The organism is Cognataquiflexum nitidum, assembly GCF_022538055.1.
GTDB lineage: Bacteria > Bacteroidota > Bacteroidia > Cytophagales > Cyclobacteriaceae > Cognataquiflexum > Cognataquiflexum nitidum.
Map to the genome: position 1 here is coordinate 84,750 of NZ_JAKZAM010000018.1, position 18,670 is coordinate 103,419.

The 18,670-nt window shown below is 40.3% G+C and carries 15 protein-coding genes and 1 tRNA gene; 11 read left to right on the forward strand and 5 right to left on the reverse strand.

Going from position 1 to position 18,670, the window contains the following annotated elements; genetic code table 11:
* Positions 1 to 89: 89 nt before the first annotated feature.
* From MMU07_RS13305 to MMU07_RS13320, 4 genes are all read left to right on the forward strand, one after another.
* Positions 90 to 509, forward strand: a complete 420-nt coding sequence (locus tag MMU07_RS13305; RefSeq protein ID WP_241126365.1) for a 6-pyruvoyl trahydropterin synthase family protein — start codon at positions 90 to 92, stop codon at positions 507 to 509.
* A 78-nt stretch (positions 510 to 587) separates the two neighbouring features.
* Positions 588 to 947, forward strand: coding sequence for a GxxExxY protein (locus MMU07_RS13310; protein ID WP_336246195.1), 360 nt, complete (start codon positions 588 to 590; stop codon positions 945 to 947).
* A gap of 71 nt (positions 948 to 1,018) precedes the next feature.
* Complete coding sequence (lpxB, locus tag MMU07_RS13315) at positions 1,019 to 2,131, forward strand: lipid-A-disaccharide synthase (protein WP_241126366.1); 1,113 nt, start codon at positions 1,019 to 1,021, stop codon at positions 2,129 to 2,131.
* Positions 2,132 to 2,724: 593 nt separating this feature from the next.
* Positions 2,725 to 3,135: a GxxExxY protein gene (locus MMU07_RS13320; protein WP_241126367.1), complete on the forward strand. Its 411-nt coding sequence runs from the start codon at positions 2,725 to 2,727 to the stop codon at positions 3,133 to 3,135.
* Positions 3,136 to 3,195: 60 nt separating this feature from the next.
* Here the strand turns inward: MMU07_RS13320 and clpX are convergent, their stop codons facing one another.
* The 4 genes from clpX to MMU07_RS13340 all read right to left on the reverse strand — a co-directional run bounded on the left by clpX (position 3,196) and on the right by MMU07_RS13340 (position 6,690).
* Positions 3,196 to 4,422, reverse strand: a complete 1,227-nt coding sequence (clpX, locus tag MMU07_RS13325) for an ATP-dependent Clp protease ATP-binding subunit ClpX (RefSeq protein ID WP_241126368.1) — start codon at positions 4,420 to 4,422, stop codon at positions 3,196 to 3,198.
* Positions 4,422 to 5,096, reverse strand: a complete 675-nt coding sequence (locus MMU07_RS13330) for a ClpP family protease (RefSeq protein ID WP_255737416.1) — start codon at positions 5,094 to 5,096, stop codon at positions 4,422 to 4,424. Before MMU07_RS13330 ends, clpX begins: the two co-directional genes overlap by 1 nt.
* Before the next feature lie 77 nt (positions 5,097 to 5,173).
* Positions 5,174 to 6,499 (reverse strand): trigger factor, encoded by a 1,326-nt coding sequence (tig, locus tag MMU07_RS13335; RefSeq protein WP_241126369.1) that lies wholly within the window; start codon positions 6,497 to 6,499, stop codon positions 5,174 to 5,176.
* A gap of 109 nt (positions 6,500 to 6,608) precedes the next feature.
* Positions 6,609 to 6,690: transfer RNA gene (locus tag MMU07_RS13340), tRNA-Leu, on the reverse strand.
* A 129-nt stretch (positions 6,691 to 6,819) separates the two neighbouring features.
* On the opposite strand from MMU07_RS13340, the gene MMU07_RS13345 reads away from it, so the two are divergent.
* Entirely contained in the window at positions 6,820 to 9,039 is a 2,220-nt protein-coding gene (locus MMU07_RS13345; protein WP_241126370.1) for a RelA/SpoT family protein, read from the forward strand.
* Between the two features lie 122 nt (positions 9,040 to 9,161).
* Here MMU07_RS13345 and MMU07_RS13350 read toward each other — a convergent pair whose 3' ends face one another.
* Positions 9,162 to 9,875 (reverse strand): CDP-alcohol phosphatidyltransferase family protein, encoded by a 714-nt coding sequence (locus MMU07_RS13350; RefSeq protein WP_241126371.1) that lies wholly within the window; start codon positions 9,873 to 9,875, stop codon positions 9,162 to 9,164.
* 456 nt (positions 9,876 to 10,331) lie between these two features.
* Between MMU07_RS13350 and MMU07_RS13355 the strand changes: the two genes are divergently transcribed.
* The 6 genes from MMU07_RS13355 to MMU07_RS13380 all read left to right on the forward strand — a co-directional run bounded on the left by MMU07_RS13355 (position 10,332) and on the right by MMU07_RS13380 (position 18,088).
* Positions 10,332 to 11,909, forward strand: a complete 1,578-nt coding sequence (locus tag MMU07_RS13355) for a high affinity choline transporter 1 (protein WP_241126372.1) — start codon at positions 10,332 to 10,334, stop codon at positions 11,907 to 11,909.
* 511 nt (positions 11,910 to 12,420) lie between these two features.
* Entirely contained in the window at positions 12,421 to 12,888 is a 468-nt protein-coding gene (locus MMU07_RS13360) for a Fur family transcriptional regulator (protein WP_241126373.1), read from the forward strand.
* Complete coding sequence (locus tag MMU07_RS13365) at positions 12,885 to 13,229, forward strand: STAS domain-containing protein (protein WP_241126374.1); 345 nt, start codon at positions 12,885 to 12,887, stop codon at positions 13,227 to 13,229. The genes MMU07_RS13360 and MMU07_RS13365 overlap by 4 nt, the downstream gene beginning before the upstream one ends.
* A 111-nt stretch (positions 13,230 to 13,340) precedes the next feature.
* Positions 13,341 to 14,612: an adenylosuccinate synthase gene (locus tag MMU07_RS13370; protein WP_241126375.1), complete on the forward strand. Its 1,272-nt coding sequence runs from the start codon at positions 13,341 to 13,343 to the stop codon at positions 14,610 to 14,612.
* 102 nt (positions 14,613 to 14,714) lie between these two features.
* A complete protein-coding gene (locus tag MMU07_RS13375) occupies positions 14,715 to 17,069 on the forward strand; it encodes a PKD domain-containing protein (RefSeq protein ID WP_241126376.1) in 2,355 nt (784 codons plus the stop codon).
* A complete protein-coding gene (locus MMU07_RS13380; RefSeq protein ID WP_255737418.1) occupies positions 17,069 to 18,088 on the forward strand; it encodes a PorP/SprF family type IX secretion system membrane protein in 1,020 nt (339 codons plus the stop codon). The genes MMU07_RS13375 and MMU07_RS13380 overlap by 1 nt, the downstream gene beginning before the upstream one ends.
* The last annotated feature ends 582 nt before the right edge of the window (positions 18,089 to 18,670 follow it).

Here is an 18,670-nt window from a genome sequence, read left to right on the forward strand (position 1 = left end):
TTGTTGGTATAGGTTTCTTTTCTAACCTACTTTTGATTTGTCTATCCTTGTACTTTTTATGTATTTTTGCACCTCATTAGAATTCTAGGATGGTACACGTTTGTAGAAAAGAGCATTTCAACGCTGCCCATAAGCTTTGGAATCCCAATTGGTCAGAGGAAAAAAATACTGCGGTATTTGGACCCTGCGCCAATGTAAATTGGCATGGGCATAATTTTGAGCTGATCGTTACGGTAAAAGGTCTTCCCGATCCTGAGACAGGATTTGTAGTGGACTTGAAGCAGCTCAGTACCCTTATCAAAACCTTGGTCATTGACAAAGTCGATCACAAAAACCTTAATGTAGATGTGGATTTTATGCAGGGCAAAATGGCAAGTTGCGAAAACCTCGTCATGGAATTCTGGAAAATCCTCGAGCCTGCCGTCAATAATATCGTCCCTCAGGGTAAATTGTACAAACTCACGCTCTACGAAACTCCGAGAAATTTTGTGGAGTACTTTGGGGAGTGATTATTCACCGCAGAGGACACCGAGGGCTCGGAGTTATGTGAGATTTAAGGTTTTATATTCAAGGAAGAACAAATAGAGATAAATTCTCTTACACAAAAGATTATCGGTGAATCTATCTATGTCCATAAAGAACTTGGGCCGGGACTATTGGAAAGTGCATATCAAAAGTGCCTTTGTCACAGATTGATTTCAGTGGGATTGTCTATAGAAATAGCATTGCCTGTTTACTTTGATGGAATTTTTTTAGACTGTGGTTATCGTTTAGATCTAGTCGTTGAAAAGACTGTTGTGATCGAAATTAAAAGCATCAAAAAATTGAAAGAGATACATTTAGCTCAAATGTTAACATACCTCAAACTTGGAAAATATCCACTAGGTCTTCTAATTAACTTCAAGGAAAAAAGGTTGGTTGATGGATTAAAAAGGGTTATTCTATGATCTTTAACTCATTACTCTCTTTTCATTTCTCATTTTCTCTGAGCTCTCAGTGCTCTCTGTGGTAAAAAAAAATGAATTACTACTTCATATCCGGTGAAAGATCCGGAGACCTCCATGCCTCCAACCTTATCCGGGCCATCAAAGCCTTGGATCCTAAAGCTACCTTTCGTGGCATGGGTGGAGATTATTCCAAAAATGAAGGGCTTTCTCTCTGTGCCCATTATGATGAAGTGGCTGTGATGGGTTTTGTAGAAGTGCTTTTTGGATTCAGAAAAGTCCTAAAATACCTTTCTTTGGTCAAAAAGGATATCCTAGACGCCAAACCTGATATCCTTATCTTGGTGGATTATGGCGGTTTCAATATGAAAATGGCAGCATTCGGGAAAAAGCAAAATATTCCTGTCCACTATTATATTCCACCCAAAGTTTGGGCTTGGAACCAAAAAAGAGCCATCAAAATTAAAGAGTTTACCGATCAGGTATATTCGATTCTTCCTTTTGAACCAGCGTTTTTTGAGCGCTATGGAGTTAAAATTGAATATGTTGGTAATCCCTTGCTCGACGAAATCGCCAAATTTGAACCGCATCCTTTTTTTCATCAAAAGAACAGTTTGAGTTATAGCCCCATCATTGCTTTGCTGCCTGGAAGCCGAAAGCAGGAACTCACCAACATGATGCATGTCATGCTGCAGGTGGTCAAGAAGTTTCCCAATGCACAGTTTGTAATCGCAGGAGTAGACAATCTTGGCACAACCCTTTATGAACCTGCTATCAAAGCGGGTATCAAAGTCATCTACAATCAGACTTATGACCTGCTGCACCATGCCAATGCTGCCATCGTTACATCCGGAACAGCTACTTTGGAAACAGCCCTTTTTCGCGTTCCCCAAGTAGTCGTCTACAAAACCTCAGGTATCAGCTATGCCATAGCCAAAAGATTGATCCAAGTTCCGTTTATTTCTCTTGTTAATTTGATTGCCGACCGGAAAGTTGTTGCAGAACTTATCCAAGGTGATTATAACGTCGAGGAACTCAGTCAGGAACTGAATTTGATCCTGTCCAATATTTTGCATAAGGCCGAGATTTTGGATGGCTATACCGAAATCAAGGAAAAGCTAGGGGCCGGTTCAGCTTCAGAAACTGCTGCTAAGATGATTTGTAGCAGCCTAGCGATTAGCCATTGAGGTTATTTACTTTACCACATAGACACATAGTCCACATAGTTTTTGAGAGGAATTAATCAAGGATCCATATCTTCAATTTAATTTTTGATATCAAGGCATGTTTGGCCAAGAACTATGTGTTCTATATGAGCTATGAGGTTAATTTTTCTTTTATACTGTTGGAATGATCAATGGAAGAAGGATTTGAATTGGTTATTTACTTTACCATGTAGGACACATATCCCACATAGTTTTTAGAGGAAATTAGAAAAGGATTAAAAGCACCGATTTAATTTGATTCCAAAAAAGTTTGGCTAAATACTATGTGTCCTATATGAGCTATGTGGTTAAATTTCTCCTTAGAACGCTGGAATGGTCAATGGAAGAAGGATTTGAGATTATTTTACCTTACCAAATAGACACATAGTTTTTAGAGGGAATTGATCCGGGGCCATATCGTCAATGTAATTTTTGAATATCCGTAAAGTTTTCACCGGAAACTATGTGTTCTATATGAGCTATATGGTAATTGTTTTTTCCCTCACTATGTTTTTTGTTTTGAATTTTGGAATTTAGGAATTGATCAAATTTGATTTAACCCAGCATCTATCAAAATGACCAAAAAACAACTTGATAAGTTAAGCTATAATGTAATTGGGGCCGCTATTGAGGTTCATAGGATTTTGGGACCCGGATTACTTGAAAAAGTGTATCAAAAATGTCTGGCCAAGGATTTAACCCTAAGAGGTATTAAATTCAGGGAACAAGTCAAAATGCCTTTTGACTACAAAGGGGAGTTTGTGGATTTAGACCTTACTTTTGATTTCTACATTGAAGAGTCATTGGTGCTTGAAATAAAATCTGTCCAAGAAGTCATTCCTTTGTTTCATGCCCAAACGTTGGCCTATATGAAACTGCTAAAAGCCCCAAAAGGTATCATCATAAATTTCAATGTGACCAATATTTTCCATCATGGCCAAAAGACTTTTGTAAATGAATTTTTTGAAATGCTGATGGATGAATAATTGAAAAAAACCGCAGAAGTCCTTTCGGTTTCTTCTGCGGTTTTAAAACTGATCACTTCATTAAGCTACCTGTAATTTCTTAAACTTCGACTTGTCAAACTGTTCCTGTGCGTATTTGGCATCAATGACCAATTCTTTAATCGAATCATCTGAAGGAAGTTCATACATCGCATCGGTGATGATCGCTTCGCAGATTGACCGTAAGCCCCTCGCTCCAAGGTTGTATTCCACGGCTTTCTCTACGATATAATCAATACCGCTTTCTTCAAAAACCAATTTCACACCTTCCATTTCTATCAGCTTTTTGTACTGTTTGGTCAGGGCGTTTTTTGGTTCTGTCAAGATGCTCTTCAGCGTGTCCCTATCCAAAGGATCCAAATGGGTTACCACAGGAAGTCTACCTATCAACTCAGGGATCAGACCAAAAGATTTTAAATCTTGTGCGGTGACATATTGAAGCAGGTTGGCCCTGTCTACCTGTCTGTCTTCCACAAATTTATTGAATCCCAAGGGTTGGGTATTCAGTCTCTTGGCAATATGCCTTCCGATACCATCAAATGCCCCGCCACAGATGAAAAGGATATTTTCAGTATTGACAGCGATCATTTTCTGGTCAGGATGCTTTCTGCCACCTTGTGGCGGGACATTTACAACAGTTCCTTCCAACAATTTCAACAAGGCCTGCTGCACGCCTTCGCCGCTTACATCACGGGTAATGGAAGGATTGTCTGATTTTCTGGCGATTTTGTCGATTTCATCAATGTAAACAATGCCCTTTTCCGCCGCTTCCACATTGTAATCAGCGGCTTGAAGCAACCTTGTCAGGATACTTTCTACATCCTCACCCACATACCCTGCTTCGGTAAGCACAGTGGCATCAGCAATACAAAATGGCACTTCCAACACTTTTGCCAATGTTTTTGCTAGATAAGTTTTACCTGTTCCTGTATCACCCACCATGATGATATTGGATTTTTCGATCCTGATATCGTCATTTTCCTCACCCTTTTGAAGCAACCTTTTGAAGTGGTTGTACACTGCTACTGTCAGGACTTTTTTGGCTTCGTATTGACCGATTACGTATTGGTTGAGAAATTCAGTAAGCTCCTTTGGTTTTTTGAGCTTGACCTTGACATTCTTGCCGGGTTTTTTGTTTTTATCTTCCTCGCCAAGAATCTGGTAGGCCTGGTCAATACAAAAATTGCAGATATGCGCCGAAATCCCGGAGACCATCAGGTCCACGTCTTTCTTGTTTCTTCCGCAAAATGAACAGGTAATTTGTGCCATTATTTAGTTTTTTTAATCAATACTTCATCAATTAAGCCATATTCTTTGGCTTCTGGTGCTTTCATCCAATAATCTCTGTCAGAATCTCTTTCGATTTCGTCAAAAGTCTTACCTGAATGGTCCGCAAGGATCTGATACAATTCCTGCTTCATCGACAGAATCAGCTTCAGTGAAATCTCCATGTCCTTGGACTGTCCCTGCATGCCCCCTGAAGGCTGATGGATCATTACCCTGGAATGTTGCAACGCAGACCTTTTGTCTTTGGCACCACCGGCTAGTAATACCGCGCCCATAGAGGCAGCAATTCCCGTACAGATAGTGGCCACGTCGGGATTGATATACTGCATGGTGTCATAGATGCCGAGTCCTGCAGTCACTGAGCCTCCGGGGCTATTGACATACAGCAACACATCTTTTTTTGGATCCGTAGATTCCAAAAACAACAACTGCGCGGTGATGATATTGGCAATGAAATCATCTACTTGGGTTCCCAAAAAGATGATTCTGTCCATGATCAATCTTGAAAACACATCAATTTCACGGAAATTGGTAGGTCTTTCTTCGATTACTGACCTCGTCATGTTTTCCACAAATGTGTTGTATTGGTCAAAAGCGTTACCACTTATGCCCCTGCTGTGGACAGCATATTTTCTGAATTCTTCTCTGTTTATCATAATTTCTGTTTTAGTCTTGTACAAAAATAAAAAAAGCCCTTAAAGAAGGACTTTTTGATAACGCTTTTATCCAAAAATTAGTTTTCTAACAACTCTTTGAATTTATCGATTTTGATGACTTCTTCTTTCAGATTTCCTTTTTCCCTGACAAAATCAAGTACTTTTTCATTCTGTACAGAAGTCAACATCTGCATATAATTTTGGCCTTCGTTGCCCTTGAGATAATTATCCACAAACATATCCATGCTTGCTTCCATCTGCGAGCCAAGGCCAGAAGAAGCAAATTGCTCACGGATCATTTCTTTGGTTTTCTCGATAACATCTGCATGTTCAGCCTGTATGTCATTGTCTTTCGCAATTTTGTTAGAGATCAATGTCCAAGTAAGTTGCTTGGCATAGATAGGATATTCTTGATTTACCTCATCGGTAGTTACTTTGCCTTCATTGGCTCTAAACAACCACTCTTTCAAAAATTCCTCAGGCAATTCAATATTGGCTTTGGCAATGAGTTTTTCTTTGATTTTCTCTTCTCCAAAAACCCTCAGCTCTTTGTTGTAGTTTTCAGAAAGAATTTCTTTCACCTTGGTTCTCATCGCTTCCTCAGAGTCTACCTGACCTTCGCCAAAAAGTTTATCAAAAAACTCCTGGTTCAGTGCTGCCAATTCAGTCCTATTTATATTTTGAACGGTAAATGTAAAATTACCTTTTAGGTCAACAGCTTCTTCCTCAGTGACGCCTATAGTGGAAGAAAGGTTTTCCTTGATGGCTTCGGAAGGGTCAAAGGTAACCACGTCACCTTTTTTCAATCCGATAAATTTCTTCAAAGAACTGGCTTCAATTGCAGAAAGTGGCATAGAGAAGGTTTTTTCAAATGATCCTTCTTCAGACTTTAAATCACCATAAAGGAAATCATTCTCTTGGCTGACCTCAGGATTGGTCATCTTTCCATATTGGCTGCGCAAATTTTGAATCGCATCATCCACTTCCTTGTCATCCATATCCATTTTGTAGGCCACAGCGTCCACACCTTCAATGTTGACGAAGATATCTTCAACAAAACCAATTTTATATTTGAACTCAAATTCCTTTTGGCTATCCCAGTCAATGTTCGCAGCTTCTTCAATTATTGGAAGTGGTTCTCCCAAAATTTTAAAAGTTTGGGCTTTCAGATAATCATTCAGGGAAGAGGTAAGGATCGAGTTGATTTCATCCACGAGTACCGAGGTTCCATACATCTTTTTTACCATGGTGATAGGAGCTTTGCCAGGTCTAAAACCTCTTATTGTGGCTTTTTTGGCATAGTCCTTAATTTTCGCATCCACCTTTGGTTGATAATCTGCTTCATTTAGTTTAATTTTAACTGAAGCTTGATTTGCTGCGTGCTTGTCTAATGAGATTTCCAATTTGCTGTATTTTGGTGTGATTTGAATTTAAAAACCCCCAATCCCATTTCTTATTTCGAAGACCTGTATCAGGTTCGAAGCCGGAAAGTTGATTGAGGGTTAAGAAGCGTGCGGATAGAGGGACTCGAACCCCCATGCCTCGCGGCGCTAGATCCTAAGTCTAGTGCGTCTACCAATTTCGCCACATCCGCGATTTGTGGTTGCAAAGGTAATAAGTAAAATTAAACTTGCAAAAAATGGAATAAAATTCATCCCAAAATTTGTAAAATACCTTTAATAACGGGTTGTTTTGATAAAAGAATTGCTTTAGCTTCGATAATATGATAGAAATAGACCTGGCAGAGGAAAGAAAGGAAATCTTAAAAAGGTATAAAAAGCTTTTGAAAATGGCCAAACCGGTCCTCAAACCCGGAGATGCCAAGATCATCAAAAAGGCTTTTAATGTCTCCAATGATGCCCATAGGGAAATGCGCAGGAAATCTGGTGAACCCTACATCTACCATCCTTTGGAGGTCGCTTTGATATGTGTCGAAGAAATCGGACTGGGAACCACCAGTATCGTCGCAGCCCTGCTGCATGATGTGGTCGAGGATACTGATTGGGAATTGGAAGACATCGAAAGGGAATTCGGTACGAAAGTCGCCCAAATCATAGATGGATTGACCAAGATCTCGGGAGTGTTTGAATACGGTTCTTCCCAGCAGGCAGAGAACTTCAGAAAAATGTTGCTCACACTTTCCGACGACGTGAGGGTGATTCTGATCAAATTAGCTGACAGGCTTAATAACATGCGGACCCTTGATAGCATGCCTAGGCACAAGCAGCTAAAGATTGCCTCCGAGACAATGTACCTTTATGCACCTTTGGCCCATCGCTTAGGTCTTTACGCTATCAAATCCGAGTTGGAAGACCTTTACCTTAAATTCACCGATTCGGAGACCTACCTTTTCATTGTCAACAAAATCAATGAGACAAGACTCTCAAGAAACAAATTCATTAAAAACTTTATTGGACCTATTGAAGAGGAACTCCTTTCCCAGAGTTTCAAATTTACCATCAAGGGAAGGCCAAAGTCTGTCTTTTCGATTTACAACAAAATGAAATCGCAGAACATCCCTTTTGAAGAGGTTTATGATCTTTTTGCTGTCAGGATCATCGTAGACAGTGAGCTCGAAAATGAAAAAGCAGACTGTTGGCAGGTATATTCTGTAGTAACGGACTTTTATAGACCCAATCCCGACAGACTGAGGGATTGGATCAGCACCCCCAGGGCCAACGGCTATGAATCCCTTCATACCACTGTCATGAGTCAGACAGGCCAATGGGTGGAAGTACAGATTCGGACTGTAAGGATGGATGACATCGCCGAAAGAGGCTATGCAGCCCATTGGAAATACAAAGAAAAAGATACCCCCCAAAATAAAGGAACAGGGTTAGACGAATGGATCACCCAAGTACGGACCTTGCTAGAATCGAATGATGGTTCGGCAATCGAGTTTATGGATGATTTCAGAGGGAACCTTTTCCATGATGAAGTTTTTGTATTTACCCCCAAAGGAGAATTGAAGGTCCTTCCCAATGGTGCCACAGCCCTGGACTTTGCCTTTGAGATCCATTCGGAAGTAGGAGCCAAATGCATCGGAGCCAAGGTCAACCAAAAACTGGTTTCTATCAATCACAAACTCAAAAACGGCGATCAGGTAGAAATCCTGACCTCCAACAAACAAAGACCAACTGAAGACTGGCTCAATTCTGTAGTAACATCACGGGCCAAAGCCAAAATCAAAGACGCCCTTCGAGAAGAAAAGAAATCCACTATCATGGACGGAAAGGAAATCGTCCAAAGGAAATTGCGTCAAATGAAAATGGATTTCAATTCTGAAGTAGTAGAGCAGCTAAGGGCATATTTTGAGACCAAAACACCTAACGAGTTTTATTACAAAGTAGGAAAGGGCGTTATTGATGCCACTTCAATCAAAAGCTTTAAGGAATTTAAGGAGCAGAAAAAACAAAAAGGCAAAGCTTCATTTGAAAAAGTGAAGGACGAATCCTCCTTTACCAAAGAGATCAAAAACCTCAAAGGTCCTGACCATGACCAACTTCTCATCGGCGAAGACATGGATCTGGTGGATTATATCCTTGCCAAATGCTGCAATCCCATTCCCGGAGACGACGTTTTCGGCTTTGTGACCATCAATGAAGGCATCAAAATCCATAGAACATCCTGTCCGAATGCCTTGGAATTGTTGTCTAACCACGGCAATAGGGTAATCAAAGCCCGTTGGACAAGCCAACAGCAGATCGCGTTTTTGGCGGGCTTGAGAATCGTAGGTACCGACAGGGTGGGGCTGATCAATGATGTCACCAGGGTAATCTCCAATGAACTCAAAGTCAACATGCGGTCCATCACCGTAGATTCTGACAGCGGAATATTTGAAGGCTCGATCAAACTCTACGTCCACAGCACCCAGCATCTCGAAAAATTAATGTCAAATCTTTCAAAAGTCGAAGGAATCCTCAAAGTGACAAGGTTTGATTGAGAACTGAGCCGTCAAAATTTGAATTTTGTTGGAGCATTATTGATGTAGGCGCCTTGGAATACCAAGTTTTCATTTGGATCAATATCCTATGATTCGTTAATGACTTTTTTGGACTCAGGTATTCAGCCTTTTATTTTGGAAAAGAAGGTTTTAAAAATTGCCATTCCAAAAATATAGACTATCCCTATGTAGGAACACAGTTGAAACCAATAGTTTTTCTCCGGGAAAATGACTACAGTCCCAATGATTCCTATGGCAATAAAAAAGAGCGCTGTGAATGTCAGCAGCCTATATTCTTTTGTTTGACTTGGGTAGGGGTATTTCCACGGCAAAATGGGGAGGATGCATAGGATTAAAAGCAAAACCAAGTTTGCCATAGGTGAAAAATCAAACACAAAATAGAGGTAAAACGCTACAAAATTCCATAAAATAGGAAATCCTTCAAAATAAAGATCTTCGGTAACGTAGGTCGTTTTGCCATAATAAAAACACGATACCAACAGAATGGCCGATGCGCCAAACAAATTAAATTCTTCAGGGAGTAGGCCTGCTTCGTGGATAAAATATGCCGGAATAATGGCATAATTTGCAAAATCAATCACATGGTCGATCGAGTCGCCTTTAAAATTGGGTAAGACTTCCGAAACTTTGGCAGCACGGGCAAGTGTACCGTCAATTGCATCTACCAAAAACGCAACCGTAAGCCATACGAAAACCTGAACAAAATCTTGTTTTTGAATTGCTAATATTGCCAAGAAACCGAAAATCATCCCCGATGCTGTAAAGGCATGAACTGACCATGCTAAGACGTATTGAAAAAAGCTGAATTTTTTCACACCAATTTTATCATAAGGATGGCCATTATTTAGCGACTTGGCTTCAGGAGCAAATTTATCCTTTTTATTTAAAATGATGTGGTTTGAAATTTGAGGTTTTAAAAATGAAGTAGTGCCCAAATACCAAATTCATTTAATTTGCAACACCTCAAATACATGTTTCAAAAAGCTAACAGGTTAAAACAGTCAACTATTTACACGATTCTCTTTTTTTTCAAAAGGGGAAATATTGCAAAGAAAAGTTTGTGGGCTGTTTCTTTTTGAAGTCAAAGTAAAGAAGTCAAAGTGAAAAAGAACAAGTTGAACTTTGTAAGTTATTATATTGGCTTTCCTTAATTCATCAAAATATTTATTCCCCAATTTAGTGTTTATTCCTGAGCATAAAATAAATGGCGGAAGCAGTCTTACTCAGTTTTTGGATCAAGTATATCAATATTATATAAGCCTATTAAAACCATGAAAAAATTCTACCCTACACTTTTCTTGCTAGGCGTTTTAATCTTATTTGGATTGTATTTGTATTGGTTTACAGAAGCCGAGGTTTTTTGGTATGGTTATGCATCCATGATGATTTTTTATGCTTTGATTTTTTACTATGGCACCATTGTCGCCCAAAAAAAGGAATCAAAAGCCGATATGATGTTGACGGGGAGAGGTTTGCCACTGGGGATTGCAATTTTTACAATGAGTGCCACCTGGGTTGGGGGTGGCTATATCAATGGCTCGGCGGAATACGCCTATGGAGACGGCTTGGTATGGGTGCAGGCACCTTGGGGATATGCATTGAGTTTGATGTTGGGAGGTTTGATTTTTGCCAGTAAAATGCGACGTCACCGTTTCAAAACCATGCTTGACCCATTGGCCCAACGCTTTGGCAAACAAATGGGAGCTGTACTTTTTTTGCCTGCATTGGCGGGTGAAATATTTTGGACAGCAGCCATATTGGTGGCACTCGGCACGACATTTTCTACTGTTTTAGGGATTGATACCCAAACCTCAATTATTATTTCAGCAGTCGTTACCATTGCCTACACAGCTATTGGGGGACTTTTGGCGGTTGCTTTGACAGATATTATTCAAATGTCAATTTTATTGATTGGCTTGGCGATAGTTGTTCCCTTTGCACTTACTGAGGTGGGGGGATGGGATGCGGCTTGGGCTAATTACAAAATCATGAAAGGTGGAGCAGCTACCCTCATCCCGAGTAAAGAAGCACTGGGGAGTTATTATTGGTATTGGTGGGATTATGCCCTATTACTCATCTTTGGGGGTATTCCTTGGCAGGTTTATTTTCAACGGGTATTGGCATCCAAAGACGAACAAACAGCCGTTCGCCTGTCCATTTTGGCAGGTGTAGTCTGTCTGATAGCCGCAGTTCCGGCTGTGATGATCGGTATTATTGGAAGCAACGTAACCGATTGGACGGATTTTGGGGCAGCGGCCAATTTAGAAAACAATTCCATGATTTTGCCCTATGTCATCCGCTACCTTACACCTACTGTGGTGGCTACGATTGGGCTCGGAGCAATTGCGGCTGCGGTCATGTCCTCGATTGATTCCTCCATTTTATCAGCATCTTCATTGGCTAGTTGGAACGTGTACAGACCCTTGGTTAAACCCGACATTTCGACTGAAAATCTAAATAAAATCATCAAAACTTCGATTTGGATTATTGGCATAGCTGCTACTTTGGTTGCCCTAAATGTGACAAGTGTTTATTCCCTTTGGGTACTGTGCAGTGATTTTGTGTATTGCCTGCTATTTCCGCAGTTGGTCACGGCTCTATTTGACAAAAAGGCCAATAAAATCGGCTCAATGGCAGGTTTTGCAATTGGCGTGATCTTGAGATTTGGAGGGGGTGAAGCCTCATTGGGTTTGCCTATTTTAATAGGCTATCCTATGATTGAGGATGGCGCGGTCTTGTTTCCGTTTCGTACATTGGCAATGGTCAGCAGTTTGTTAACCATATTCTTCGTGTCCAGGCTGACTCAAAAATGGGATACAGCCAAAATATTGGTGATAGGAGAAGATTAGGATTGGAAAAGGAAGCCAAACGAAATTAGAGGTGTCATCTTTTCTGTTTGCTGATGATTTTTGAAGCCGGATGTATCATTTTCATTGTTCAAGTAAATTTGCCATCCGATCCAAAGAAAATAAGTGGTCTTTTTTAAGAATGACCGTGCCATTGGATGGTAATCTTTTCAGTCTATTTTATCTCAGCGATAAATATTATATGAGTATCCGCAATGTTGCACTTTGGGCTATAAGAGGTTGTATCGAATGCAGATACTCGTCCACATACGACAGTCCAATGTCCACTGTATGTTTAATGGCTCCTCCATCAAATTATTATTTGGTTACCTACAAGAAAGCGGATACATATAAAATATTAACCCATAAACAATTAAAACTCTTTCAAGCAGCAAAACTTTTCCAAATCGAAGGGATTTTCAAAGAGACAAGCTTTGATTAAAAACCATTTCTATCTTGCTTATTCGAATCTTTTCTAAATAAGATAAGTTATATTTGCAAAAACCTAAAATTCATGGCCTTAAATCAAACCCTTTTCGATGAGGTAAAGAAAATATTTACAGCCTACCTGGAAAATAAAAAACTTAGAAAAACACCCGAGCGTTACGCCATTTTGGAGGAAATTTATGGGCGTGGTGGTCACTTTGATGTAGAATCACTCTACATCAGTATGAAAAACAAAAATTATCGGGTGAGTAGAGCTACTGTATACAATACTTTAGATTTGCTGGAGGAATGCGACCTAGTGACCAAGCATCAATTTGGGAAAAACATTGCTCAATTTGAAAAGTCTTACGGTTATAAACAGCACGACCATCTGATCTGTATCGAATGCAATAAAGTACTCGAGTTTTGCGATCCAAGGATACAAAACATCCAAAATACAGTCAGTGAAATATTAAATTTTAAAGTCCTTCACCATTCCCTGATTCTATACGGAACTTGTTTAAAAGAAAACTGCGAAAACAAAGCAATAATATGAAGCTAAATTATAGGATTGAAAAAGAAGGGAAAGCCCATTTTCTATTTGTCACAGGTGATTTGATCGGAGACGAAGTCGGTCCAAAGTTAGTAGAATTGGTTTCTGATGCTGTAAATGAAAAAATCAGCTTTTTTGTTGTGGACCTGAGCGAAGTGAGGTATATCAGTTCAAGTGGAATCGGCCTTTTGATCACAATGCTTACCAAAATGAGAAATTCAGGTGGTGAAGTTTACCTTACCTCACCCTCAGAGCATGTTCAAAAACTGCTTATTATCACAAAACTCAACAATATTTTTACTGTCTTTCCTACTATTGCCGAAGCAAAAAAAGAGATAGCCTAGTCAGATTTCTGTGATATCTTTAGAAAAAGGATTGAGTTATTTGGTAATTTTTGTGGATATGACAAACTTCACGGCTGAATTGATTTTAAAAAATTAGACACAAAGATTAAAATGAAAATGGATGTTCTTTTAGGCCTGCAATGGGGAGATGAGGGAAAAGGTAAGGTAGTGGATGTATTGGCTCCGCAATATGATGTTGTCGCCAGATTTCAAGGTGGTCCCAATGCAGGTCATACTTTGGAGTTTGATGGCATCAAGCATGTCTTGCACCAGATTCCTTCAGGGATTTTTAGGGAGAATATCCTCAATATTATCGGAAACGGTGTGGTATTGGACCCTGTCGTCTTGAGAAAGGAAATCGAAGGACTTCACAAATTCAATATCTCTTTCAAAAAGAACCTTTTTATTTCCAAAAAGGCAACCATCATCATACCTACCCATAAGCTATTGGATGCTGCTTATGAAAAATCCAAAGGTGATAAGAAAATTGGATCTACGCTAAAAGGAATCGGCCCGACCTACCAGGATAAAATAGGAAGAGTAGCCCTTCGGGTAGGCGACATATTGGCTGAGGATTTTGAGGAGAAATACAACACACTTGTAGAAAAGCACAAGACGATTCTCTCTTTCTATGATTTTGATATCAGCCAACTGACAGAATTGGAGAAGACCTTTTTTGATGCAGTGGCATTTTTCAGGACACTTAACCTCGTTGACAGCGAATATGAGGTCAACGATTATCTTTCCTCCGGTAAAAAAGTATTGGCAGAAGGCGCACAGGGCTCTTTGTTGGACATAGACTTTGGAAGTTATCCTTTCGTCACCTCAAGCAGTACCATGGTCGCAGGGGCCTGTACAGGACTTGGTGTATCTCCTTCCAAAATCGGTGATGTCTTTGGAATATTCAAAGCCTATTGTACAAGAGTGGGAAGCGGTCCATTTCCGACCGAACTCCATGATGCTACAGGGGAGGCGATGCGCAAAGAAGGCAATGAATTTGGGTCTACCACAGGACGCCCAAGAAGATGCGGTTGGATTGATTTGCCTGCATTAAAATATTCCATAATGATCAATGGGGTAACCCAGCTTTTCATGATGAAAGCTGATGTTCTCAATATATTTGAGGAAATAAAAATATGTACCCATTACGAACTTCCGGATGGCACAAGAGTAGACAGGTTGACTTACGAATTGAATAATGATGAAGTCAAGCCAGTTTATATGACTGTTCCTGGATGGTTTACTTCATTGGCAGAAGTCAGTGATTATGAAAAATTCCCTAAAGAATTGAGAAACTACGTAGACTTACTCGAAAAGGAACTCGGTGTTCCGATTAAAATGGTGTCTGTAGGACCAGATCGAAAGCAGACAATACTTAGATGATCTTACAATAGAAGGCTTCCGATAAGGAAGCCTTTTTATTTTTTGAGAGTTTCTGTACTTTACAGGTTCTTAAATGAATCTCAATTTAGATTTCTCATAAAATTGAAAAATCCCAACCCATCAAAACCACGCTTATTATTTTTTTTAGTCCTCAGTATTGTATCTCTTTCAATCATTTTTGAAAGTAGGGCACAGGTTGGTTTTCCATACTGTGAAAATTTCACGGACAATTCCACTCAATCTGCAACGGTTTTTGGAGGAAATGCCAGAATTGTTGACGGGGCTTTAAGGCTCACAGATGCAATCAATGAGCAAAATGGATACATATATATAAACATTCCTTTCTCTTCCACCTATGGCATCAAAGCTGAATTCGAGTATTTTAGTTATGGAGGTACCGGGGCAGACGGTCTTGTAGCTTTTCTTTTTGATGCGGCAACGCCCGTTTTCAATACGGGTGGTTTTGGAGGATCGCTTGGTTATGCCCAACGGGGGAATCAAATTGGCCTGTCAAGGGCATATTTGGGAATTGGATTTGACGAATATGGTAACTTCGGAACCACACAGGAGGGAAAGATTGGTGGATTTGCTGGTATTGGAGAATCCTTGGTCCCTAATTCCATCGTCATCAGAGGTCCTGGAAACGGGCTTTCAGGTTATGGCTTTGTTGTAGGAAGAAAAACAATGTTGCCCGGAAATGATGGGCTCAGGGCTTCCGACCAATTTCCGATAAGTTCGGGTGGACCGGGAACCAACAGGATTACTGACCCCAACCTTCCGGGATATAGAAAAGTCTTTTTGGATTTACAGCCGGATCCTTTCGGAGATGGTTATTTTTTGACAGTCAGGATGCTTGTTTCGACAGAGACTAATAATCCAAGGATGGTAACCATTTTTGACAGACCTTACAATTTTCCCGCTCCCAAAGACCTGAAAATCGGATTCACAGCTTCCACAGGTGGGCTAAATAATATCCACGAAATAAGGAATCTCATTGTGGAAGTATCCAATGAAGATGGCTTGTCCAATCCTGAAGGAATCAATATTGATGACAAAGCCTCTTGCGAAGGTCAAGAAAACACCTATCAAATAACAGCCGCTGAAGCTACACTCCCAAATGAAAATTCAAGTATCAGGTGTTTGCAGTTCTATGGTTCATTGGAGGACATTCAGGCAGAGGAAGGTGACATTTGTTCTCAGGCAAGGTGCATACCTGAAAATCGGGTTTTAGTTCTTCCCCAAGGGACTTTTCGTGCATCTGACACAGGAGGCGAATTTACATTCTTTCCAAATATCGGATTCACAGACCAGACTGTCCAGGTATATTATACCATCACAGATAATTATGGGAAAACATCCTCAGGGAATTACATCAAGCTTTTGATCAAGGAATCCCCCGAACCCGTCAGCATTGTGGCTGATGGAGTGCCGGGGGATTTAGATGAGGTAAGGCTTTGTCCCGGCGAGCCTGTCGCCCTTAAAGCCATCGGGGAGGAAAACTATGTAAAGTTTGAATGGTACAGGGATAATATTTTGATTCCTGATTCCGACGTATCGCAAATTCAGGCAGTGCTTCCTGGCGCATATCATGTCATCGCATTCAATTCCAAAAGCTGCCCCACAGAATCAGCGACCTTTACCCTGGCAAACCCTCCTTTTCCTGCATTGGCGATTGCCAACCCTGTCGTAGGATGTGTACCGGGAATGTCACTTGATATCCGGGATTTTATCTCAGGTTTTGACAATACTCTATATGATTACCAATTGGAAACAGCCTTGGGAGAATTTTTGGAAAATGAGGAAATGGATGAAATATCCCAGTCGGGCAGTTACCTTATCAGGATAAAACATAAGGATTTGACCTGTTGGTCTGAAGCGGTTTCATTTGAAGTCATCATTGTTTCAGAAGCCCTTCAGACAAATTTTGATTTTGAGGTGGCAGGAACAGGCGTTCGGGGTGATGAAGATGGTGGGATTTTCCCGGATGATAGCATTCAGTTTACCGACATTTCATCCGAAGATGTGGTCAGTTGGTCATGGGATTTTGGTGATGGTACAAGCTCATCAGAGCAAAATCCTGTCCATGTTTATGGTAAAAAAGGAGTTTTTCAGATAGTATTGACAGTCACCGACAACCTGGGCTGCAGTGCAGAGGTGACTAAGGAATTGTCAATTACTAAAAGCTACAGGGTTATGTTCCCTACAGGATTTACTCCAACCTTGGCAGAAAACCGATTTTTTAGGCCCAAAGTCAGAGGAATTGCACAAATGGAAATTCTTATTTTCAATCTTTGGGGCAATATGCTATTTAGAACAAATGATTTGAAGACAGAAGGATGGGATGGGAAAGCCAATGGGGAATTGATGCCCGGAGGAAATTATGTGTACAGGGTCAAAATGGTTTCAATCGACGGGGAATCCGTAGAGCAAAGTGGTAGATTTTTATTGATCAGGTGATGGGCAGACGAATTCTATTTCTTTTAATGGCAATGATTTTTGGATTTGCCAAAGCTCAGGACACCCAATTTTCACAGTTTTACGCGGCTCCTCTTTTCCTCAATCCAGCCTTTGCCGGTAGTTCCGAAATTACTCGGGTAGGATTTAACTTCAGAAACCAATGGCCGGCATTGGACCAGTCTTTTGTAGCCTTTTCAGCGTATGCTGACCACTTTATTGACAGCAAAAACAGCGGAATTGGGCTGATTGTCAACGGCAGTAGAGAGAGTCTTGCCAATCTCCAAAACACTGAAGTTGGGTTGCTGTATTCCTACAGGCTGAGACTTGGCCACTCGAGTTTCTTACATATGGGGATCCAGGGAAGTTATGCCACCCGTTCAGCAAGTTTTGATGAAGTGGTATTAAGCACACAATTGGACATCAGCAAAGGAGTCGTATTGCCTGGTGCAGGGGGAGCAATTCCTGATGGAAGACAAAGAAATTTCGCAGATCTGCATACCGGATTCTTTTATTATAATGATAAGTTTTGGTTGGGAATTTCCGGTCACCACCTTACCCAGCCTAATATTTCTTACCTGGAATTGGATAAGGACATACTGCCGATCCGTTATTCTGCACATGGTGGAGTCAAGTTTGATTTAATGCCTGGTGCTATTAATGATTACTTTAACAATACCCGGCAGGAGCGGACATTGTCCTTGGCCTTCAATTATAAAAGGCAGGGGGTTTTTGACCAATTGGATTTTGGCATGGAATTGTTTGTGGACCCGATAATCTTGGGATTATGGTATCGTGGATTCCCAACGAGAATAGGATTGCCTAATAATGAAGCCTTGGTTGCTTTGATTGGATTTTCTCTTCAGACGGGGATTGACTTGGGATACAGTTATGATTTTACTCTGTCACAATTGGGATGGCGCAATTCGGGTGGGGCTCATGAGGTATCCTTGCGCTATTCATTTGTCAACCAACTTTGGAGTAAAGGTAAGAGGAAGCGCCTGCCAACGTTTAGATATTGAGTTCGTAAAAAAAACTTGGCTATTTTACTTTACCAATTTTTGTCGGGATTAATCTAGTTTGAGTTGATTTTTGGTTTATGTTCATTTTTTGCTTTTTTGAAAAAAGTGGTTTACTCATCCCACATGATTTCAGCTAAAGTTGGACTACTTTTTTATCCAAAACCAAGAATGAGGAGAGTTCGCCAAAATGTTAGGCTAATTAAAATATTTTTTCTTCCTGAAAATCAGCGCTATTGATCATCATACCCGATTATTTTAAATAGCCTTTTTGCATTTGAAAAAAAGATTTGCACCTTTGCAATCCCAAACGCGGGCACATTGATTCAAGAAGATTACAAATCTTCTGATTTTCCACCGGAATATTGGATCAATTAATTAAAAATTTCCCCCAATCAGGTTTTGAAAAAATAAAATTTTGGATTACTTTTACATCCCTCATTCGGAGGAATCAGAAGTAATTTGAAAAATCTTGAGACGAGAGTCTTACTATACCCTAGGGAGATAGGGTAAAAGTTCATTGAAATACTGGAGAAACGACATTAAAAAGTCTGACGGTGTTAACCGGAGGACAAGATTGATAGG